This is a genomic window from Streptomyces sp. NPDC104202 (assembly GCF_055584185.1).
Genome location: NZ_JBVJMN010000055.1, coordinates 27,919 through 48,668 on the forward strand (window position 1 = coordinate 27,919; position 20,750 = coordinate 48,668).

The 20,750-nt window shown below is 71.7% G+C and carries 19 protein-coding genes, 1 tRNA gene and 1 riboswitch; of the genes, 5 read left to right on the forward strand and 15 right to left on the reverse strand.

Annotation, left to right across the window (positions count from 1 at the left end; all coding sequences use genetic code 11):
* Positions 1 to 468 precede the first annotated feature (468 nt).
* On the forward strand, positions 469 to 1,290 hold the full coding sequence (locus ACZ60W_RS28750) for a hypothetical protein (protein WP_469758293.1): 822 nt from the start codon (positions 469 to 471) through the stop codon (positions 1,288 to 1,290).
* A gap of 90 nt (positions 1,291 to 1,380) precedes the next feature.
* Here the strand turns inward: ACZ60W_RS28750 and ACZ60W_RS28755 are convergent, their stop codons facing one another.
* Entirely contained in the window at positions 1,381 to 1,710 is a 330-nt protein-coding gene (locus tag ACZ60W_RS28755; protein WP_469758294.1) for a hypothetical protein, read from the reverse strand.
* Between the two features lie 109 nt (positions 1,711 to 1,819).
* Between ACZ60W_RS28755 and ACZ60W_RS28760 the strand changes: the two genes are divergently transcribed.
* Positions 1,820 to 2,050, forward strand: coding sequence for a DUF4287 domain-containing protein (locus ACZ60W_RS28760; RefSeq protein WP_366309132.1), 231 nt, complete (start codon positions 1,820 to 1,822; stop codon positions 2,048 to 2,050).
* A gap of 75 nt (positions 2,051 to 2,125) precedes the next feature.
* Here the strand turns inward: ACZ60W_RS28760 and ACZ60W_RS28765 are convergent, their stop codons facing one another.
* On the reverse strand, positions 2,126 to 3,028 hold the full coding sequence (locus ACZ60W_RS28765; protein WP_469758295.1) for a Bax inhibitor-1/YccA family protein: 903 nt from the start codon (positions 3,026 to 3,028) through the stop codon (positions 2,126 to 2,128).
* Between the two features lie 172 nt (positions 3,029 to 3,200).
* A tRNA-Leu gene (locus ACZ60W_RS28770) sits at positions 3,201 to 3,285 on the reverse strand.
* 392 nt (positions 3,286 to 3,677) lie between these two features.
* Between ACZ60W_RS28770 and ACZ60W_RS28775 the strand changes: the two genes are divergently transcribed.
* Complete coding sequence (locus ACZ60W_RS28775) at positions 3,678 to 4,448, forward strand: ABC transporter ATP-binding protein (RefSeq protein ID WP_469758296.1); 771 nt, start codon at positions 3,678 to 3,680, stop codon at positions 4,446 to 4,448.
* Between the two features lie 61 nt (positions 4,449 to 4,509).
* On the forward strand, positions 4,510 to 7,041 hold the full coding sequence (locus ACZ60W_RS28780; protein ID WP_469758297.1) for an ABC transporter permease: 2,532 nt from the start codon (positions 4,510 to 4,512) through the stop codon (positions 7,039 to 7,041).
* Positions 7,042 to 7,099: 58 nt separating this feature from the next.
* Here the strand turns inward: ACZ60W_RS28780 and ACZ60W_RS28785 are convergent, their stop codons facing one another.
* The 9 genes from ACZ60W_RS28785 to ACZ60W_RS28825 all read right to left on the reverse strand — a co-directional run bounded on the left by ACZ60W_RS28785 (position 7,100) and on the right by ACZ60W_RS28825 (position 17,573).
* The gene (locus tag ACZ60W_RS28785; RefSeq protein WP_469758298.1) at positions 7,100 to 8,401 is read right to left on the reverse strand and encodes a class I SAM-dependent methyltransferase; all 1,302 of its coding nucleotides are present in this window, start codon (positions 8,399 to 8,401) and stop codon (positions 7,100 to 7,102) included.
* 188 nt (positions 8,402 to 8,589) lie between these two features.
* The gene (locus tag ACZ60W_RS28790; RefSeq protein WP_469758299.1) at positions 8,590 to 9,969 is read right to left on the reverse strand and encodes an NAD(P)/FAD-dependent oxidoreductase; all 1,380 of its coding nucleotides are present in this window, start codon (positions 9,967 to 9,969) and stop codon (positions 8,590 to 8,592) included.
* A 369-nt stretch (positions 9,970 to 10,338) separates the two neighbouring features.
* Positions 10,339 to 11,253, reverse strand: coding sequence for a Ppx/GppA phosphatase family protein (locus ACZ60W_RS28795; protein ID WP_469758300.1), 915 nt, complete (start codon positions 11,251 to 11,253; stop codon positions 10,339 to 10,341).
* Positions 11,250 to 11,804, reverse strand: a complete 555-nt coding sequence (locus ACZ60W_RS28800) for a DUF501 domain-containing protein (protein WP_469758301.1) — start codon at positions 11,802 to 11,804, stop codon at positions 11,250 to 11,252. Before ACZ60W_RS28800 ends, ACZ60W_RS28795 begins: the two co-directional genes overlap by 4 nt.
* Before the next feature lie 43 nt (positions 11,805 to 11,847).
* A complete protein-coding gene (locus ACZ60W_RS28805; RefSeq protein ID WP_469758302.1) occupies positions 11,848 to 12,318 on the reverse strand; it encodes an FtsB family cell division protein in 471 nt (156 codons plus the stop codon).
* Between the two features lie 91 nt (positions 12,319 to 12,409).
* Positions 12,410 to 13,696: a phosphopyruvate hydratase gene (gene eno / locus ACZ60W_RS28810; RefSeq protein ID WP_329853335.1), complete on the reverse strand. Its 1,287-nt coding sequence runs from the start codon at positions 13,694 to 13,696 to the stop codon at positions 12,410 to 12,412.
* A gap of 288 nt (positions 13,697 to 13,984) precedes the next feature.
* Complete coding sequence (locus tag ACZ60W_RS28815) at positions 13,985 to 14,683, reverse strand: transglycosylase family protein (RefSeq protein WP_469758303.1); 699 nt, start codon at positions 14,681 to 14,683, stop codon at positions 13,985 to 13,987.
* A 3-nt stretch (positions 14,684 to 14,686) separates the two neighbouring features.
* A riboswitch (cyclic di-AMP (ydaO/yuaA leader) is annotated at positions 14,687 to 14,860 on the reverse strand.
* A 258-nt stretch (positions 14,861 to 15,118) separates the two neighbouring features.
* Complete coding sequence (locus ACZ60W_RS28820; protein WP_469758304.1) at positions 15,119 to 16,195, reverse strand: transglycosylase family protein; 1,077 nt, start codon at positions 16,193 to 16,195, stop codon at positions 15,119 to 15,121.
* A 121-nt stretch (positions 16,196 to 16,316) separates the two neighbouring features.
* On the reverse strand, positions 16,317 to 17,573 hold the full coding sequence (locus ACZ60W_RS28825) for a cytochrome P450 family protein (protein WP_469758305.1): 1,257 nt from the start codon (positions 17,571 to 17,573) through the stop codon (positions 16,317 to 16,319).
* 87 nt (positions 17,574 to 17,660) lie between these two features.
* Between ACZ60W_RS28825 and ACZ60W_RS28830 the strand changes: the two genes are divergently transcribed.
* Entirely contained in the window at positions 17,661 to 18,872 is a 1,212-nt protein-coding gene (locus ACZ60W_RS28830; protein ID WP_469758306.1) for a globin domain-containing protein, read from the forward strand.
* Positions 18,873 to 18,893: 21 nt separating this feature from the next.
* Here ACZ60W_RS28830 and ACZ60W_RS28835 read toward each other — a convergent pair whose 3' ends face one another.
* Genes ACZ60W_RS28835 through ACZ60W_RS28845 form a run of 3 tightly spaced genes read right to left on the reverse strand, consistent with a single transcriptional unit; the run spans position 18,894 to position 20,723 of the window.
* Positions 18,894 to 19,103, reverse strand: coding sequence for a hypothetical protein (locus ACZ60W_RS28835; RefSeq protein ID WP_469758307.1), 210 nt, complete (start codon positions 19,101 to 19,103; stop codon positions 18,894 to 18,896).
* The gene (locus ACZ60W_RS28840) at positions 19,100 to 20,059 is read right to left on the reverse strand and encodes a nucleoside triphosphate pyrophosphohydrolase (protein ID WP_469758308.1); all 960 of its coding nucleotides are present in this window, start codon (positions 20,057 to 20,059) and stop codon (positions 19,100 to 19,102) included. Before ACZ60W_RS28840 ends, ACZ60W_RS28835 begins: the two co-directional genes overlap by 4 nt.
* A 19-nt stretch (positions 20,060 to 20,078) precedes the next feature.
* The gene (locus ACZ60W_RS28845) at positions 20,079 to 20,723 is read right to left on the reverse strand and encodes a SurA N-terminal domain-containing protein (RefSeq protein WP_469758309.1); all 645 of its coding nucleotides are present in this window, start codon (positions 20,721 to 20,723) and stop codon (positions 20,079 to 20,081) included.
* Positions 20,724 to 20,750 lie beyond the last annotated feature (27 nt).

The window sequence follows — 20,750 nt, forward strand, 5'->3', positions numbered from 1 at the left end:
GCGGCTGAGCTGAACCGGAGCGGAGGGTAGGGGCCGCCCGAGGAACGAGGGCGGCACCTGCCCGCAGCGGTGGTGAAGCTCAGCGCGACCGGAAGAGCGAGCGGCTGAGCTGAACCGGAGCGGAGGGTAGGGGCCGCCCGAGGAACGAGGGCGGCACCTGCCCGCAGCGGTGGTGAAGCTCAGCGCGACCGGAAGAACGAGCGGCTGAGTTGAGGCATGGCGGGGCCGTTCCGCCTCTCCCGGGGCCCCGTGGCTAACCGCTCCGCGTCCGAGCCGTGACCGAATCTCCCCCAGGATGTGACCTACGTCCCGGGGGAGTTCGTTTTCCCAGGTCAGAGTGGTTTCGGGACTAAACACCTGGCTGAAATACCTGTCCAATTCGTGACGTAATGCACTGACAGGCCGCCCCACCTCAGGACAAGCTGATGTAGGAAGTCGGGGGATCGACTCGGAATCGGGAGTACGTCAGTGAGCGCCATGCCTCTTGCCCTGCTGCTGACCACGGCCGCTGCCACGGCCGTGGGCGCTGCCGCCCTGCACGCAGTCCGCGGTCTCCGCAAGGAGGTCACCGCCCTCCGGAGCGAGCTGGCCGCCGGCCGTGGGGTCACGGTGCCCGCCGCCCGCACGCCCGTCGCCGAGATACGGGCCGCGGTCGCGGAGGCGCTGGCCGAGGAGCGCGAGCGCGAGCTCGCCGAGGCGCGGGCCTTCTGGGCCGCGCAGGAGGCCCGTGACGCCGCCGACGCCCCGTCGCTGCTCGGCGGGTTCGGCGGCCCGGCGGACGACGGCGCGTACTACGTGCCCCGCCAGTCCGACTTCGCCGGCCTGGAGGCGATGGCCCTGGAGGCCATGGAGGCCGAGGCCGCCGCGCTGGACGGCCCCGACGCGCTGGACGAGTACCCCGAGGACTCGGCGGAGCTGGCCGCGGCCCGACGCCGGCACCCCTCTCACCCGGACTTCGTGCCGGTCCAGACGCCGGTCGTCACCGACCACGAGCGGACGGTGGCCCGCCTGGAGGAGCTCGCCGACACCCGCACGGCGCTCACCGACGTGCGCCCCGGCCCGCTCGGCACCCTGGACGTGTACGTCTTCGCCGACGGCACCACGCTCTGCATGACCCCCGGCCACCGGGAGACCGCGGAGCTCCTCGCGGAGGCCCTGCGCTCCGGCCGGACCCCGGTCCTGCTCGGCGGCTCGGGCGTCTCCGGCGCCTTCGCCCTGACGTTCAGCTACGGCGACGGCGACGAGGAGAACGTCTACATCCTCGCGGACCGCGTGATCGCCTCCCTGTGACCCCTCCGGGGCCGGGACGACCGGCCCCTAGGGGCTGTCGTCACCATCCCCTCTGCCCTTCGGGCAACGAGGGGATGGTGACGACAGCCCCTAGAGCCCCGAGCGCTCCGTCGCCTCCCGCACCAGCCCCACGGCCTCGCCGAGCTCCCCCGCAGGGGAGCCGTCCGGGGCCGTTCGCATGATCTCGGCCAGGTCGTTGCCGGCGACGAGGAGCTGGTCGGCGACGGTGAAGACGCCCGCGTCGGGCATGGTCCGCGGTGCCCGCCCGGGCTCCTCGGCGCGCTGGGCGCGCGCCGCGAGTTCCCTGGCCAGGGCCAGTCCCTCGGCGGCCGCGCCGCGCTGGAGCCGGCTCTGCGGGGCGGTCCGCAGCCGGTCGGCGAAGCGCTCGACGGCGGCGGTCAGTTCACTCGTATCACGCACGCCGCGACCCTACGCGCCGTCCCGGCCCCCTTGCCAACGGGAGATCCCTTCGGCACGGTGACGGGGAGAACACGAGGAGCGACACGGTACGACGCGTCCGGAGGCGCCGATGTCCCAGACATTCTCCGCGGAGACCCACCGCAACATGCTGGCCCGCATCCCGCGCCGCACCGGCCGTGAGATCGCCGACTGGATGCGCACCGTCGAGGAGGGCCCCTCCCTCCTCCGTTTCGAGGAGCGGGTGAGCTGGCTGCGCGGGGCCCACGACCTCGCGTACGGCCACGCCAAGGCCATCCTGCACGAGTACGACCTGCGCCGGGCGGCGCGCAGACTGCTCTGAGCCGCGCTCCCGGGACGCGGAAGGGCCCGCCCGGCACGAAGCCGGACGGGCCCTTCCCCCCGAGTCGGGGAGGCGTCAGTCGTCGCCCTGCAGGATCGACAGCAGACGCAGCATCTCCAGGTAGATCCACACCAGGGTCATGGTGAGACCGAAGGCGGCCAGCCATGCCTCCTCGCGCGGCGCGCCGTAGGTCACGCCGTCCTCGACCTGCTTGAAGTCGAGGGCGAGGAAGCAGGCACCGAGGATGATGCCGACGATGCCGAAGACGATGCCGAGGCCGCCGCTGCGGAAGCCCAGGCCGTCGCCGCCCGCGAAGACCGCGAACAGCAGGTTGGCCACCATGAGCAGCATGAAGCCCATCGCGGCGGCCATCACGAAGCCGTAGAACCGGCGGTTGACCCGGATCCAGCCCATCTTGTAGGCGATGAGGACGCCGGCGAAGACCGCCATCGTGCCCAGGACCGCCTGGATGACCACGCCGTCGGCGATGTACGTCGAGACGGCGGCGGAGATCACGCCGAGGAAGACGCCCTCGAAGGCGGCGTAGCCCAGGATCAGCGCGGGCGACGGCTTGCGCTTGAAGGACTGCACGAGCGACAGCACGAGCGCCACCAGGGCGGCGCCGATCGCGATGCCGTACGACTTGCCGAGGTTCGCCGGGTCGACGGGCAGCAGCAGCCAGGACAGGACGGCGGTGAGCACGACCGTGCCGAGCGTCATGGCCGTGCGGCTCACGACGTCGTCGATCGTCATCACGTTGCCGCGCGTCTGCTGCGGAGCCCCGAGCTGGGCGTCCTGCGGCGCGTACGGGTTGGTGGCGTAGGGGTTCGTCGCACCCTCGGCATACGGGTTGCCGGTGGCGTACGGGTTGGTTCCGACGGCGGGGCCCCCGGCCTGCGGCTGCTGCGCGTGGACACCCGCCGAGCCGGTGTCGCGGCTGAACCCCCGTCGCGAGAAGACCGGGTTGCTGCTCCTCATCTCACTCCTCCATGGCAGACCGCACGGCGCGGCCTTGCGTCAAGAGTAATGCGTAGGCAAAAGAAACTCCCTAGTGCTCGGGGAGGATCTTTTTCCGCCGGCAGCCGATGCCGTCGGCCACGGCCGGCCTGTCGGAGGCTCCGCCGGGCCACAGGCACCCGCCTGGGCCCGGTGGTGCCCGGAACCGGACTCGAACCGGTACGGCCCGAAGGCCAGCGAGGTTTAAGCTCGCCGTGTCTGCGTTCCACCATCCGGGCGTACACGCGAAGCTCCGCGTTGGCACAGGAGCCTAGTCGGGGCGCTTCCCTCGTTCAGCGGAACATCAGCCCGATGTTGTCTTATTTTATTGACGTCTGAGGGTACGTCAGTGCAGGTGGGGGCGTTTTCACCGAACTGTGACGGGGGTCGCAGGCGCAAAGCGGCACCCCCTGGAATGACGAAAAGTCGTCGCACTTCTGTCACCTCCGCGGAGGGTCCCGCGCGAGCGGCCCTCCAGGGTCCGCCGTCATACCTCAGGAGGACGGAACGGGCCTCCGGTCAGACTCGAGAGGGCCCCGGGAACGGGCACGTGGACGGACGCCCACGGCCGGAACGGCCGAGACGATGGAGGAGTTCCCGCAGCAGCCCCGCAGTGACAGGAGTCCTCCTCGTGACCACCACCCCCACCGTGTCCCGCGCCACCGCGGTGGCCGCCCGCGCCACGGACCTCTCCAAGGTGTACGGACAGGGCGAGACCCAGGTGGTCGCGCTCGACCAGGTCACCGTCGACTTCCGGCAGGGCGAGTTCACCGCGATCATGGGTCCCTCCGGCTCCGGCAAGTCGACGCTGATGCACTGCGTCGCCGGCCTGGACTCCTTCTCCTCCGGCTCGGTGCGCATCGGCGACACCGAGCTGTCCACCCTGAAGGACAAGCAGCTCACGCAGCTGCGCCGGGACAAGATCGGCTTCATCTTCCAGGCGTTCAACCTGCTGCCGACCCTGACCGCCCTGGAGAACATCACGCTCCCCATGGACATCGCCGGCCGCAAGCCCGACAAGCAGTGGGTCCAGCAGGTCATCGACATGCTCGGCCTCTCGGCCCGGCTCGGCCACCGGCCCGGCGAGCTCTCCGGCGGCCAGCAGCAGCGCGTGGCCGTGGCCCGCGCCCTCGCCTCCCGCCCCGAGATCATCTTCGGTGACGAGCCGACCGGAAACCTGGACTCCCGCTCCGGCGCCGAGGTCCTCGGCTTCCTGCGCAACTCGGTCCGCGAGCTCGGCCAGACCGTCGTCATGGTCACCCACGACGCGATGGCCGCCGCCTACGCGGACCGCGTGATCTTCCTCGCGGACGGCCGGATCGTCGACGAGATGCTCCGCCCCACGGCGGACGGCGTCCTCGACCGGATGAAGGCGTTCGACGCCAAGGGCCGCACGAGCTGAGGCGGCGGCACCGCCGCACCCCCGCCCGTCGCCCTCCCTCCCCTTCCTCCAGGACACACCCATGTTCCGTACCGCCCTGCGCAACGTCCTCGCGCACAAGGCGCGGCTGCTGATGACCGTCCTCGCCGTGATGCTCGGCGTGGCCTTCGTCTCCGGCACCCTCGTCTTCACCGACACCCTCTCCCAGGCCTTCCGCAACCAGTCGGCGAAGAGCTACGACGACGTCGCCGTCTCCGTCGAGATGTACCCGAACCCCGAGGAGGCCCGGAAGGCGCCCGGCCTCTCCCAGCGGGACGTCGACGCGGTCGCGAAGCTCGACGGCGTCGCCTCCGTCACCCCCCGCGTCGACGGCTTCGCCGGCGTGCCCGACCGGAACGGCAAGCTGATCGGCAGCGGCTGGTCCAACAAGGGCGCCAACTTCGCCCCCGGCAAGGACGGCAAGGACCGCGCCTACGACTTCACCGCGGGCGCCGGACCGGCCGACGCCGGCCAGGTCGCGCTCGACAAGGAGACCGCCGACAAGGGCGGCTACAAGGTCGGCGACACCGTCCGCGTCGCCACCAACGGCCCGGTGAAGGAGTACCGCCTCTCCGGCGTCTTCACCACCGAGGACGGCGCCGTCAACGCGGGCGGCAGCCTGGTCGTCTTCGAGTCCTCCGTCGCCCAGAAGCTCTACCTGAAGCCCGGCTTCTACCAGAACCTGACCGTCACCGGCGCCCCCGACGCCGACGACGCCAAGCTCCTCGACGAGGTCCTGAAGGTCGTCCCGAAGTCGGCCACCGCGCAGACCGGCAAGGCCCTCGCCGACCAGCAGGCCAAGGACATCGAGGCCGGCCTCGGCGCGCTCAACCAGGTCCTCCTGGGCTTCGCGGGCATCGCCCTCTTCGTCGGCGTCTTCCTGATCTCCAACACCTTCACCATGCTGGTCGCCCAGCGCACCAAGGAACTGGCCCTGATGCGCGCGGTCGGAGCCTCGCGCAAGCAGATCACCCGCTCCGTCCTCGCCGAGGCCGGGCTGGTCGGCCTGGTCGCCTCCGCCGTCGGCTACGCCCTCGGCGTGGGTCTGGCCGTGGCGCTCCGCTCGGCCATGAGCGCCTTCGACATGAAGGTCCCGGACGGCTCCCTGGTCCTCGGCGCCACCCCGGCCGTCAGCGCCTTCGCCGTCGGCGTCCTGATCACCATGTTCGCCGCCTGGCTGCCCGGCCGCCGTGCCGCGAAGATCCCGCCGGTCGCCGCCATGAGCAGCGTCCACGCGGCCGCGACCACCAAGTCGCTCGTCGTCCGGAACTCCATCGGCGCCCTGTTCACCGCGATCGGCGTCGTGCTGATCGTGCTCGGCGCGGGCAAGGGCGGCGACGACGGCCGTCTGCTCATCGCGGGCGGCGCGTTCCTCACCCTCATCGGCGTGATCGTGCTGATCCCGTTCCTGTCCCGCCCGGTCATCGCCGTGATCCGCCCGGTCTTCGTGAACCTCTTCGGGGTCTCCGGCAAGCTCGCCGGCCTCAACGCGGTCCGCAACCCGCGCCGCACCGGCGCCACCGCCTCCGCGCTCGCCATCGGTCTGACCCTCGTCACCGGCCTCTCGGTGCTCGGCGCGACCGTCGGCGCGGCCCTCGACAAGGTGACGACCGACCAGATCAAGGCCGACTACATGGTCTCCATGGCCAGCGGCAACTCGCTGAGCCCGGAGGCGCTGGCCGCCCTGGAGAAGGCCCCCGGCGTCACCGCGGTCTCTCCGCAGCAGGCCGGTGCGTTCGACCTGAAGGGCAGTTACGTCTCGGTCTCCGGCGTCTCCCCCCGCGACATCGGCAAGGTCCTCAAGCTGGACGTCGTGAAGGGTTCGCTGAACTCCCTCGGCGGGAACACGATCGCCATCGACGACGACGTGGCCGCCAAGCGCGGCCTGAAGGTCGGCGACTCCGTCCCGGTCGAGTACCTGGACAAGCAGAAGGGCAAGCTGACCGTCGGCGCGGTCTACGAGGCCAACGAGTTCGTCTCGCCGGTCCTGGCCGACCACCGGCTGGTCACCGCGCACGAGGAGCAGGCCGAGATCCGCCAGATCTTCGTCTCGACGGAGGGCGGCGCGAGCACGGCCCACGAGCAGGCCCTGTCGAAGGCCATGGGCGACAACCCGGCGATCACGGTGATGGACCACAAGGACATCCGCGACTCGTTCGGCGGCCCGATCAACATGATGCTCAACATCATGTACGGCCTGCTCGGCATGGCCCTGATCATCGCCGTCCTCGGTGTCGTCAACACCCTCGCGATGTCCGTCTTCGAACGCCAGCAGGAGATCGGCATGCTGCGGGCGATCGGCCTCGACCGGCGCCGGGTGAAGCGGATGGTCCGTCTGGAGGCCGTGGTCATCTCGGTGTTCGGCGCGGTCGTCGGCATCGGCCTCGGCTCGTTCCTCGGCTGGGCGATCGGCGAGACGTTCAAGAGCAGCCTGCCGGGCTACGTCCTGGTCCTGCCCTGGGACCGGATCGGGCTCTTCCTGGCCCTGGCGGCCCTGGTCGGCGTCCTCGCCTCGCTGTGGCCGGCGCGCAGCGCGGCCAGGCTGAACATGCTCGCCGCCATCAAGGCCGAGTAGCCGCGGGCACGCGAAGGGCCGGTCTCCCCCGAGGGGAGGCCGGCCCTTCGCCGTCGTCTCAGTCCGTCTTCTCGTTCCAGACGCGCGGGCGCAGGGCGGTGCCGCTCTGCCCCGACTCCCCGGTCCGCACGGCGAGGAACTGGTTCACGCCGATCCGGTTGCGCTCGAAGGAGACGGCCGAGGCGGCCATGTAGAGCCGCCAGATCCGCGCCCGGCCGGGCGAGGCGAGCCGGACCGCCCGGTCCCAGTCGCGCTCCAGGTTGGCCACCCAGCGGCGCAGGGTGAGCGCGTAGTGCTCGCGGATGGCCTCGACGTCCCGGACCTCGAAGCCGGCGTCCTCCAGGGTGGACAGGGTGCGGCCCATCGGGGCGAGTTCGCCGTCGGGGAAGACGTACGCGTCGATGAACGGGTCGATCTCGTAGGCCGCCTCGTCGGGTTCGGGGCGGCGGGAGATCTGGTGGTTGAGGAGCCGTCCGCCGGGTCTGAGGAGCCCGTACAGCGTGTCGGCGTACTCCCGGTAGCGCACCTCGCCGACGTGCTCGGCCATGCCGATGGAGGAGACGGCGTCGTACGGGCCGTCGGTGACGTCCCGGTAGTCCTGGACGCGGATCTCGACCCGGTCGGTGAGCCCCTCCTCGGCGACCCGCTTGCGGGCGTAGGCGGCCTGCTCGCGGGAGAGGGTGACGCCGACGACCCTGGCGCCGTACTCGCGGGCGGCGTGCAGGGCCATGGAGCCCCAGCCGCAGCCGACGTCGAGGAGCCGGTCGCCCTCCCGGAGGTTCAGCTTGCGGGCGATGAGGTCCAGCTTGTCGCGCTGGGCGTCCTCCAGCGTCCCGCCCTCGGTCCAGTAGGCGCAGGAGTAGACCATGGAGGGGCCGAGGACCAGCTCGTAGAAGTCGTTGCCCACGTCGTAGTGGTGGCTGATGGCCTGCCGGTCGCGGCGCCGGGTGTGCCGGCTGCCGCTGCGGCCGCGGATCTCCTCGGCCGGCGGCTTCGGCGGCGGCAGCGGGCCGGCGAGCCGCAGCAGGGCGCGGGCGGCGGCGCGCAGCCGCGGGTCGCGCGCGGAGTCCAGCAGGCTGCGGCTCTCCTCGCCGCGCTCCCAGAGGTGGCCCGAGAGCCGGTCCAGGGCGTCGTACAGGTCGCCCTCGACGTCGATCTCGCCGGCCACCCAGGCGCGGGCCAGGCCGAGTTCGCCGGGCCGCCAGATCATCCTCCGCAGGGCGCGGCGGTCGCGGACGACCAGGACGGGACCGCCGGCGGGGCCGGCCTCACTGCCGTCCCAGGCTCGCACGCGGACCGGGAGCGGTCCTCCCAGCAGTTCCTCGGCGAGGGTCGTCAGCCGCGACGCGGCGTCGGCCATGGTGCACACCTCCGTGATCTCGTGCCCCAGAAATGCTCGTCACCAAGGGAACACCGTCCGTAGGCGTTTGCAGTCCCACCACAACACAACGAGTCGGCAAAACACGCGAAGGGCCGTCCGCACCACGGATGGCGGACGGCCCTTTTACGGCCTTGCGTGTACTGCGTGTACTGCTTGTACTGCGGGTGTTACGAGGCCTTGGCCTTCTCCTGCGCCGGGGCGGCCGGGGCGGGGGCGGGCTTGGCGGCCTCGTAGAACTCCTCGCGGGGGGTCTCCATGGCGCCCAGGGAGACGACCTCGCGCTTGAGGAACATCGCGAGGGTCCAGTCGGCGAAGACGCGGATCTTGCGGTTCCAGGTCGGCATCGCCATGCCGTGGTAGCCACGGTGCATGTACCAGGCGAGACGGCCCTTGAGCTTGATCTTCACCTTGCCCATGACGATCATCGCGACGCCCTTGTGCAGACCGAGTCCGGCCACGGCGCCCTTGTTGGCGTGGCTGTACTCCTTCTGCGGGAAGCCGCGCATGCCGGCCACCACGTTGTCGCCGAGGACCTTGGCCTGGCGCAGGGCGTGCTGGGCGTTCGGCGGGCACCAGGCGTTCGGGTTGCCCGCACGGCGGCCGACCATGTCCGGGACCTGGGCGTTGTCGCCCGCGGCCCAGGCGTAGTCGAGGCCGTTGATCTGGAGCTTCTCGTTGCAGTCCACGTGGCCGCGGGGGCCGAGCGGCAGACCGAAGCGGGAGAGCGCCGGGTTCGGCTTCACGCCGGCGGTCCACACGATCGTGTTGGAGTCGACCTCGAGGCCGTTCTTCAGCACGACGTGGCCGTCGACGCAGGAGTCCATCGAGGTCTCGAGGTAGATCTCGATGCCGCGGCCCTCGAGGTGCTCCTTGCCGTACTGGCCGAGCTTCGGGCCCACCTCGGGGAGGATCTTGTCGGCCGCGTCGACCAGGACGAAGCGCATGTCCTCGCGCGACACGTTCTGGTAGTACTTCGCGGCGTCGCGGGCCAGGTCCTCGACCTCGCCGATGGTCTCCGCGCCGGCGAAGCCGCCGCCCACGAAGACGAAGGTCAGCGCCTTGCGGCGGACCTCCTCGTCGGTGGTCGAGTCGGCCTTGTCGAGCTGCTCGAGGACGTGGTTGCGCAGGCCGATGGCCTCCTCGATGCCCTTCATGCCGATGCCCTGCTCGGCGAGGCCGGGGATCGGGAAGGTGCGGGAGACCGCGCCCATGGCGATGACCAGGTAGTCGAACGGCAGGTCGTACGCCTCGCCGACGAGCGGCGCGATCGTGGCGACCTTGCGGTCCTGGTCGATGGTGGTGACCCGGCCGGTGAGCACCTCGGCTCCGCGGACGACGCGTCGCAACGGGACGACGACGTGACGCGGCGAGATGCTGCCGGCGGCGGCTTCGGGGAGGAAGGGCTGGTAGGTCATGTACGACCGCGGGTCCACGACCGTGACGGTCGCTTCCGCGTAGCGCATCTTCTTGAGGATGCGCCGAGCTGCGTACAGGCCTACGTACCCGCCGCCTACTACGAGGATCCTGGGACGCTCCGTGGTGCTCATGGGATCGAGTATCCACCCCTCCGGAGGGGGGTGCTCGTGCGCCCCTTCACAAGGTCCGGGGGCACCTCTGCTACACTCCGCCGCCCACGTGATCCACGTCATGGTCCTGCAAAGGAACCGGGGTGCACTGGTGAACGTTGTTCACCCCCCGTGAACTGGCCTGGAGAGCCCCCGTTAACGCTGAACCGAGGGGGGCGTTCACACGATGGAAACTTCGAGCGAATCGGCCCCCGCACCTGCGAAAGGGCCCTGGGGACCCCCTCGAAGGGCCTAAAGACCCTCCTCGGGCGCCGCCAGGGCCCTTTTCCTTGTGAAGAACTTCACGAACTTTCCCGACGGGATGTCGCGGGACGGCTCGATAGATGCCCGCTATGCCACGGATAGGGCGATCCCATCGAGGATGTCGTGCTCGCTGACGACGACCTCGTGGGCTCCGACCCGCTCGACGATCTCCCGCAGGACGAGCGCCCCGGCGATGATCACGTCGACCCGGCCGGGGTGGATGACGGGGATCGCGGCCCGCTCCGCGTGCGTGGAGGCGAGCAGCCGGTCGGTGACGTCGGCGATCTGCCCGGCGGAGATCCGGGCGTGGTGGATCTTCGTGGAGTCGTAGGCGTCCAGCCCGAGGGCGATCGCGGCGACGGTGGTGACGGAGCCGGCGAGCCCGACGAGGGTGCCGGCCGAGGTGATCGGCACGGTCTCGGCGGCCAGGTCGAGCGCGGCCCGCACGTCGGCGCGGATCGCCTCGGCCTCCTCGGCGGTCGGCGGGTCGTGGCGGACGTGCCGCTCGGTGAGCCGGACGCAGCCGATGTCGACCGAGCGGGCGGCCTCGACGTGCCGGTTGCCGGTGACGAACTCGGTGGAGCCGCCGCCGATGTCCACGACGAGGTAGGTCTCGGTGCCGTGCAGCTCGCCGGTGGCGCCGGTGAAGGAGAACTCCGCCTCCTGGTCGCCGGTGATCACCTCGGGCTCGACGCCCAGGATCTCCACGACCCCCTTCACGAAGTCCGCGCGGTTCTCGGCGTCCCGGGAGGCGGAGGTGGCGACGAAGCGGACGCGCTCGGCGCCCAGCTCACGGATCACCTCGGCGTACGCGCGGCAGGCCGCGAAGGTGCGCTCCAGTGCCTCCGGGGCCAGCCGGCCCGTCTCGTCGACGCCCTGGCCGAGCCGGACGATCGTCATGCGCCGGTCCAGCTCGACGAGGTCGCCCGTCTCGGGGTGGACGTCGGCGACGAGGAGGCGGATGGAGTTCGTACCGCAGTCGATTCCGGCGACCCTGGTCACGCGTCCCGCCCCTCGTCCGCGTCGGTCCCGCGGTCGGCGCACGGCGTGACGCAGGCGCCCTTGGCCCACCACTCGGGCAGCATCGCGAGGGCCTCGTCGCCGAACGGGTTCACGCCCGGGCCGGCGGCCAGCGAGTGGCCGACCAGGACGTGCAGGCACTTGACCCGGTCCGGCATGCCGCCGGCGCTCGGGAAGCCCTCCAGGACCTCGATGGCGTCGCGGCGGGCGATGTAGTCCTCGTGCGCCGCCCGGTAGGCGGCGGCGAGCTCCGGGTCGGTGGCGAGCCGGGCCTGCATCTCCTTCATGACCCCGTTGGCCTCCAGGGTGCCGATGGCCGAGGCCGCCCGGGGGCAGGTGAGGTAGTACGTGGTCGGGAAGGGGGTGCCGTCGGGGAGCCGCGGCGCCGTCTCGACGACGTCCGGGTTGCCGCACGGGCAGCGGTGCGCGATGGCGCGCAGGCCGCGGGGCGGCCGGCCGAGCTGGAGCTCGAAGGCGGCGATGTCCGTCTCGGTGGGCTCGGTGCGTTCGGTCTGCGGAGGGGGCGTTTCCATGTCTGCCTTGTTCGTGTGTCGGGTCGGCCACCAAGAGGCCTGGTCAGGGGCGGTCGGCGTGGTCGACGCCGTCCCAGAGGTTGTCGTACCAGGGGCGGTCGGCCGCCCCCTGGTCGGCGCGGGGCCGCTGCTCCGCGTCGGGGTCGTCCACGGTGAAGCCGGTCTCGCCGGGCAGCACGTAGTGCAGGTGCTCGCGGGCGAGGCGGCGGACGTAGGCCGGGTCCTGGAGGCGGGCCTTCTCGTCCCTCAGCTCCTCCACCCGCCGGGCGGCCTCGGCGGCCCTGCGCTCCTGTTCGGCGATCTCGCCCTGCTGGGAGACGTAGCTCCGCATGGGATAGGCGAGGGCCACGACGAGGGAGCAGACGACGAGGGCGAGGAAGGCCGCGCGGCCGGTGAGCCGGGAGCGGCGGGCCTGGCGGCGGGTCTGGGAGCGGTAGACACGGGCGGCGGTCTGCTCGCCGAGCAGTCTGATCCGGGTCGCGGTGGAGAACCGGTCCCGGTCCTTCGCGGCCATGTCGTGTCGCCTCCCCTGTTCACGCGGACGTCCCCGCACACGGTACGGGACCGAGTGCGGGGACGTACGGAACTGCCGGGGGTGACGCCGGTCAGCCCTTGAAGCGCGGGAAGGCGCTGCGGCCGGCGTAGACCGCGGCGTCGTCGAGGATCTCCTCGATGCGCAGCAGCTGGTTGTACTTGGCGACGCGGTCCGAGCGGGCCGGGGCGCCGGTCTTGATCTGACCGCAGTTCACCGCGACCGCGAGGTCGGCGATGGTGACGTCCTCGGTCTCGCCGGAGCGGTGGGACATCATGCACTTGAAGCCGTTGCGCTGGGCCAGCTCGACGGCGTCCAGGGTCTCGGTCAGCGAGCCGATCTGGTTGACCTTGACCAGGAGGGCGTTGGCGGTGCCCTCCTCGATGCCGCGGGCGAGGCGCTCGGGGTTGGTGACGAAGAGGTCGTCGCCGACGATCTGGACCTTGGCGCCCAGCTTGTCGGTGAGGACCTTCCAGCCCGCCCAGTCGTCCTCGTACAGCGGGTCCTCGATGGAGACCATCGGGTACGCGGAGACGAGCTCCTCGTAGTACTCGGTCATCTCGGCGGCCGAGCGGGACTTGCCCTCGAACTCGTACACGCCGTCCTTGTAGAACTCGGACGCGGCGACGTCGAGCGCGAGCGCGACGTCGGTGCCCGGGGCGTAGCCGGCCTCCTTGATGGCCTCGATGATGAGGTCCAGGGCGGCGCGGTTCGACTCCAGGTTCGGGGCGAAGCCGCCCTCGTCGCCGAGGCCGGTGGAGAGGCCCTTGCGCTTCAGGACGGCCTTGAGGGTGTGGTAGATCTCCGCACCCCAGCGAAGGGCCTCGGAGAAGGACTCCGCGCCGATCGGGGCGATCATGAACTCCTGGATGTCCACGTTGGAGTCGGCGTGCGACCCACCGTTGAGGATGTTCATCATCGGGACGGGCAGCAGGTGCGCGTTCGGGCCGCCGAGGTAGCGGAAGAGCGGCAGGTCGCTGGCCTCGGAGGCGGCGTGCGCGACGGCGAGGGAGACGCCGAGGATGGCGTTGGCGCCGAGCGATCCCTTGTTCTCCGTGGCGTCCAGGTCGAACATGGCCTGGTCGATCAGGCGCTGCTCGGTGGCGTCGTAGCCGACGAGCTCCGGGCCGATCTGCTCGATGACGGCGAGGACGGCCTTCTCGACACCCTTGCCCTGGTAACGGTTGGGGTCACCGTCGCGGAGCTCGATGGCCTCGAAGGCACCGGTGGAGGCACCGGACGGAACGGCAGCACGACCGGTGCTGCCGTCGTCGAGGCCGACCTCGACCTCGACCGTGGGGTTGCCTCGGGAGTCCAGGATTTCCCGGGCTACGACGACGTCGATGGACGGCACGAGCATCTCCTTCTGGGATGTGACGCTGGATGTGACGCAAGGTCGGTGCAGGGTCGCTTGGCCTTGCGACAAGAGCCTAACCGGCTCGGGGGCTCCCGCCCGCCGGGCGCCCGCACCCTGGGACGAAAAAGGACCCAAGGGCAGGTATTACGGGACGAAGGACCCCAGATCTACTGGACGGTAACCGCCTCCGTGTCCCGAACGCCCCTCCCCTGACACGGCGAAACCCCGGCCCGGCGTGCACGGGGGAGGGCACGCCGGGCCGGGGTGGTCACCGCGGGAGGGTCGCCTGGCTCACTTCAGGTGGAGCTGCTGGCCCACGTAGATCAGGTCGGCGTCCTCGACGACGTCCTTGTTCAGGTCGAAGAGCTTGGCCCAGCCGCCCTGGACGCCGTGGTCCCGGGCGATGGTGCCGAGGGTGTCGCCGGGCTTGACCCGGTACTCGCCGTCGCCCTGCTTGACCGTCTTGCCGGCCGGGGTGACGACGGTCTTGGCGGCGACGGCCTTGCGCGGGGCCTGCGCGGCCGTGGCCTTCTTCGGGGCCTGGCGCTGCTCGCTGCGGGTGGTCGGCTGCGTGGCCTTGCGCTCGGGGGCGGGGGCCGTGGTGCCACCGGTGTAGGTGGTGCGGGAGAGACCCACACCACAGCTCGGCCAGGCACCCTTGCCCTGGCCGGCGAGGACCTTCTCCGCGACGGTGATCTGCTGCGACTTGGACGCCTGGTGGGCGTTGGGGGCGTAGGCGGTGCCGCCGTACGCGGCCCACGTCGACGACGAGAACTGCAGGCCGCCGTAGTAGCCGTTGCCCGTGTTGATGGCCCAGTTGCCGCCGGACTCGCACTGCGCGACCCGGTCCCACTCGGCGCCCGTGGCGGCCGAGGCGGTGCCCGCGGTCATCAGCGGGGCGGCGACGGCGACACCGGTGACGCCGACGAGCGTGGCGACCTGGGTGGCCTTGGAGGGACGACGGTGTTTGCCCTTGCCGGAAAACAGCATGGAGATTCTCCTCACCGACGCCTGCGAGGTGAGCTGTCGGGTTCGGGCCAATGAGTTGCCCGGCCGCGTGTCCTTGCACGCGACTTCACCCCAAGCCGGTCGTCGGCCGTCCGTCTGGACGGCCGGGCCCGGCACTTACCTTGGGTCCCCCGCTCCTGCCTTCGGCGCTGACGCGACGACTGTTCCCATCGACCGACGGCAGGATTCGGCGTTTCGGTCGACGGGGCCCGCGGTGGCGAGCGGTTAAGACCGTAGACACAGACCCACCGGAAGTTCAAAGAGGCGCATTGCGGAAATTTCGCCCCTACTCGCCCTCCGGTGGGGGGCGTTTATGCAGGTGAGAGGTGACGGAGGCAAAGGTCACGGGCAGGACACGCCAGTTGGGGCGAAGAGACCCATGTCTCACTTGCCCAGAACCGGACATACAGTCCCGAACTAACCTTCGGCCGTGACCGGATCCGCCGTCAGTTCGAGGCTCTGACCAGGCAGGATCAGGTCCGGATCGGCGCCCACCGTCTGGCGGTTGGCGTCATAGAGGGCCGTCCAGCCTCCGGGCAGTTCGTTCGACTGCGCGATGTCGGACAGACTGTCGCCGGGCTGCACGGTGTACGCGTCCGAACTGTCCGCACTGTCCTTTGCGCCCGAATTCTTCGCCGCATCGGCCGCGGGTCTGGACGTAGAGGTATCCGCCAACTCGTCCTTGGGCGAGGCATGCTTGCCGGATTCCGCGGAATTGCCCGGCTTGTCGGTTTCCTCCGGAGCGGCGTCGCCCCGGTGCTTCCCGGATCCGGGCGCGGCCGACGACGCGTCACCCTCCTCCGTTCCGGGAGAAACGGGCGTACCGGGCGTAACGGATGTGTCGGGCGTGACCGGCGTCGTGGGCGTGCCGGGCGTCGTGGGGGTGCCGGGCGTGACCGGCACACCGGGGGTGACGGGGGCGGTCGGCGGGAGCGAGGCGTCGGGGTCCTCCGGCACGGCGGGCGTGGTGGGCGTGGCCGTGGCGGTCTTCGGCGTCTGTGCGTGCCGGAAGGAGCCGGTGGAGGCCGACGGGGCGCCGTCGGTCCGGTTCGACTCGGCGACGGGGCCGGTGGGGGCCGTCGGGACGGCGGTCGGGCCCGGGTCCACCCCGGTGGCCTTGCCGTCGTTGGTCAGGCCGGCGATCGGCGCGCAGGTCGCCCATTCGGTGCTGCCCTTGGCAAGGGCCTTCTCGGCCACCGCGATCTGCTGGGCGCGGCTGGCGAGGTCGGGGCTGGGGGCGTACGCCAGGCCGCCGTTCCGCTCCCAGCTGTCCTGGGTGAACTGGAGCCCGCCGTACATCCCGTTGCCGAAGTTGGCACTCCACTGGCCACCGGACTCGCACTCGGCGACCCGGTCCCAGGTCGCGGCGTCGGCCGCGGAGGCGGAGCCCGTGGCGAGCAGCGGCAACGCCATGGCGGAACCGGTGACACCGGCGGCGACGACGATGGCGGGGGCCTGACGGGGGCGACGGTGTCGTCCGTTCCCGGAACGCATAGGAGCGCCTTTCGCGTGACGGCTGAGACTGCCGGGAAACGTAGCGGTATTCGAACGCTCGTCACAAGTCGATGGACCCCCGATCACGTGAAGATCACATTTCTGACGCGACGTCACTTCCCTACCGGGGGGCGGACGGGGAGAATTCGACCGGAAGCGTGCGCAATCCCCGCATGATGAGCCCGCCGCGCCACCGCAGTTCGTCCGGATCGACGGCAAGTCGCAGATCCGGCAGGCGCGTCAGCAGCGTCGCGAGCGCGGCCTGCCCCTCCAGCCGCGCGAGGGGCGCGCCCAGGCAGTAGTGGATGCCGTGCCCGTACCCCAGGTGCTGGTTGTCGCGCCGGTCGAGGTCCAGCACGTCCGGGCCTGCGAACCGCTCCGGGTCCCGGTTCGCTGCGGCCAGCACGACGAGGACCGGGTCCCCCGCCGGGATCTCCTGCCCGCCGATGGCCAGCGCCCGCGTCGCGTAGCGCCAGGTCGCCATCTCCACCGGCCCGTCGAAGCGCAGCAGTTCCTCGACGCCGGTCTCCAGCAGCCCCCGCTCCCCCGCCGCGATCGACGTCTGGAGCCGCTCGCGCTCCCCGGGGTGCCGCAGCAGCTGGTAGACGCCGTTGCCGATGAGGTTGACGGTCGTCTCGAAGCCGGCGAAGAGGATGATGAAGGCCATGGCGGCGGCCTCGTTCTCGGTGAGGTGCTCGCCGTGGTCGGACGCCCTGATGAGCCCCGAGATGAGGTCCTCGCCGGGCTCCCCGCGCTTGCGGTGGATCAGCTCGGCGAGATAGCCGCGCATCTTCTTGACCGAGCGCGCGACCCCGCCGCGCGGCCCGCCGCCGTGGCGGATCATCATCCCGGCCCAGTCCCGGAAGTCGTCCTGGTCCTCCGGGGGCACGCCGAGCAGGTCGCAGATCGCGTAGATGGGCAGCGGGAAGGCGAACTCGTGGATGAGGTCGGCGCTCCCCCGCTCCGCGAAGGAGTCGATGAGCCGGTCGGTCAACTCCTGGACGCGGGGGGCGAACTCGGCGACCCGGCGCGGGGTGAATGCCTTCGACACGAGCCGCCGCAGCCGGGTGTGGTCGGGCGGGTCGATGTTGAGCAGGTGGGTCATCAACTCGGCCTTGCGCTCGCCCGGAATGCCCGTCTTGCCCTTGGCGTGCGGGGACTCGTCGTGGTGCGCCGGGTTCTTGGAGAGCCTCTGGTCGGCGAGGGCCTGCCGGGCGTCGGCGTACCGGGTCACGAGCCATGCCTCGACGCCGCTGGGCAGCGTCGTCCGGTGCACGGGCGCGTGCTCCCGCAGCCAGGCGTAGGCGGGATACGGATCGCTCGCGAACTCCCAGGTGAAGAGCTCGGGGGCGGGGGCGGGGCCGGGGGTCGTACTCACGGCACGACCGTACAGGTCCGCCCGTGACGGCACGTTCGTGGAGAACCTGTGATCAAGGGGTGCAGGTCGTGCCCTAGATTCATGCCGGTGGACCCCCAGCTGCTCAGAGCCACGTTCGCCGTCGTCGAGAGACGCGCCGAACACGCCGTCACCTTCTTCTACTCGCACCTCTTCTGGAACAACCCCGGGGTGCGGGCGCTCTTCCCCGACGAGATGCAGCCGCAGCGCGACCGGCTCTTCGCGGCGCTCACCCATGTGGTGACGCACCTGGAGGACCCCGGCCTCGCCGGCTACCTGGGGCGGCTGGGCCGCGACCACCGCAAGTTCCTCGCCTCTCCCGCGCTGTACGCCGCCGTCGGCGAGAGCCTGCTCGCCGCGTTCGCGCACGCCGCCGGCACCGCCTGGACGGTGCGGGCGGAGAAGGCGTGGTCCGAGGCGTACGACCACATCGCCGGGCTGATGCTGGCCGGCGCCGACGAGGCCGCCGCGGCCGGGGAACCGTCCTGGTGGGACGCGGACGTCGTCCGCCACCGGCGCCTCGGCGAGGACCTCGCCCTCCTCACCCTCCGGCCCCGCCGTCCGCTGCCCTACCTCCCCGGCCAGTACGTCGGCGTCAGCTCGCTGCGCGTGCCCCGCGTCTGGCGCACCTACTCCCTCGGGAACGCCCCCCGCCCGGACGGCACGGTCGACCTGCACGTCAGCCGCATCCCGGGCGGCGCGATGAGCACGGCGCTGGTCGAGGAGACCGGACCGGGCGACTTCCTGCGGCTCAGCGCCCCCGGCGGCGGCCTCACCGCGCGGACGCCGCCGGGCGGCCTGCGCACCTACGTCTGCGCGGGGACGGGCTGGGCGCCGGTCAAGGCCCTCCTGGAGGAGGCCGCCGGAGCCGAACCGGACCTGGAGGGCCGGCTCTTCGTCGTGGCCCGCGCCAAGGAGTACCTCTACGCGCGGCCGGACGCGGAGCTCCTGAAGGAGCGGCTCCCCCGGCTGAACGTCACCTACATCACCGCGGCGCCCCGCCAGCGCCGCGACCGGGCCACCGAGCGGCTGGTCCAGGCCCTGCGCGCCTGCGTCCACTGGCAGGCCCACGACGTCTACCTCGCCGGGCCCCCGGCCTTCCTCACCGAGGCCGGGGAGGTCCTGGAGGAGCTGGGCACCGACCCGGACCGGATCCACCACGACGCCCTGCCGAGCGTCGGGCGCTTCGCCACCCGGCCCGGCACCACCGCCGAGCGCCTCCTCGGCCCGCCCCAGGTCCGCTGGCACGACCCCGAGGCCCGGGCGCCCCGCCCGCGCTGACCCGGGCGCCGGATCCGGACGTCAGTCCCGTACCGGACCCCGCGCGCCCCGGCGCCACACGGCGAACCGCACCAGCTCCACGGCGCACCCGAGCGCGACGGCCCCGAGGACGATCCGCGCCCACCCCGGGGTGCCGCCGCTCGCCGCCTCCCAGCCGAAGAAGAGCGCCATCAGGGCGGTGACACCGGGCGCCTCGGCGGCCCGCGGCCGCCGGCCCCGCTGCCGGCTCACAGCCCTTCGGCCGCGCGGATCGCGTCCCGGTAGGTGCGGGACGCCGCCCGCAGCGCGGTCTCCGGGTCCACCCCGGTCTCCTCGGCCCCGGCCACCAGGGCCAGCAGCTCGTAGCCGATGCCCTCGCCCTCGGGCAGCGGCACGTCGAGGCCCGCCGTCCGCACCCGGCCCACCAGCTTCGCGGCGAGCGCGAGCCCCGGCTGGCCGAGCGGCACGCCGTCGGTGACGGACTCGCGCCGCTTCTCGACGGCCTTGGTCCGCAGCCAGTGCGCCTTGACCTCCTCGGGGGTCTCGGCGGTCTCGTCCCCGAAGACGTGCGGGTGCCGGTGGATCAGCTTCTCGACGAGCGTGGCCGCCACGTCGTCGAGGGAGAACGGCTCCTCCGGGTCCTCCTCGGCGATCCGCGCGTGGAAGACGACCTGGAGCAGGACGTCGCCGAGCTCCTCGCGCAGGGCCTCGCGGTCGCCGTCCTCGATCGCCTCGACGAGTTCGTACGCCTCCTCGATGCCGTACTTGGCGAGCCCCTCGTGGGTCTGCCGGGAGGACCACGGGCAGGAGCGCCGGATGCGGTCCATGATCTGCACGAGGTCGAGGAGGCGGGCACCGGGCAGGTCGTACGAGCCGGGCAGCAGCTCCAGGTCGGGCATCGCGTACCGGCCGGAGCCGGCGAGCCGGGCGAGGCCGTCGGTCAGCGCGCGGTCGCCCTCGCCGGAGGGCAGCAGCAGGACGGTGCGGCCCCCGGCGCAGTCGGCGACGAGCTCCTCGGCGGTCGGCGCGGTGTGCTCGACGGCGACGCCGGCCTCCCGCAGGTACGGCAGCTGGGGGTGGTGCGCGTCGGGACAGAGCACCCGGTCCGCACTCCGCAGCGCCTGCCACGCGGGCCAGGACAGCAGTCCGGGTGCCACGCGGTGGCTGGCGGTCAGCAGGACGATGCGGCCGGGGCTCTGGGAAGTCACCCCTCGAACCTACCCGGACTCAGGCACCGGCCTCGACGGCGGCCGGGTCCTGGCTGACCCGGCGGAGCCACGGCGTGGTGGCGGCGGTCAGTCCGCCCCGGCTGGAGTCCCAGGCGCCGTAGCGCGGGTTGACGTCGATGTCGAGGGCGGCGGAGGCGGCCGAGTAGACGTCCGTCCGCTTCTTCTGGCCCTGGGCGTCGTCGGTGAAGCCCAGCTTCTCGGCGATCTTCAGCATGAGGACCTCGTGCCGGATGAAGCCGTCGATCTGGTCGGGCGCCACGCCCCGCTGCTGCAGCAGGATGGCCTCGAAGCGCTCCTCGCCGCCGTTCTCTCGGGTGTAGGCGGTCCGGGTCTGCTGGATGTCGGCGCGGGTGGCGGTGATGCCGTTGTCCGCGGCGACCTTCTCGATGATCCGGTCGATGATCAGGGCGCTGAGCTTCTGCCGGCCGAGGTCGCCGGTGGACCTGAGCAGTTCGGCCGACTGCTCCGAGGACGCCTGCGCGGCCCGCACGTCCTTCACCTGGGCCTGGAGACTGGAGACCTCGATCCGTTCGCCGCCGACGACGGCCGCCGCTCCTGGGTGGGCGTCACTGCCACACGCGGTGAGCAGGGGGGCCGCGGCGAGGAGCGCGGCGGAGACGGTGAGCGCAGTGCGGCGGTGCAAAGGAGCCTCCCGGGCTGGTCGTGCGTC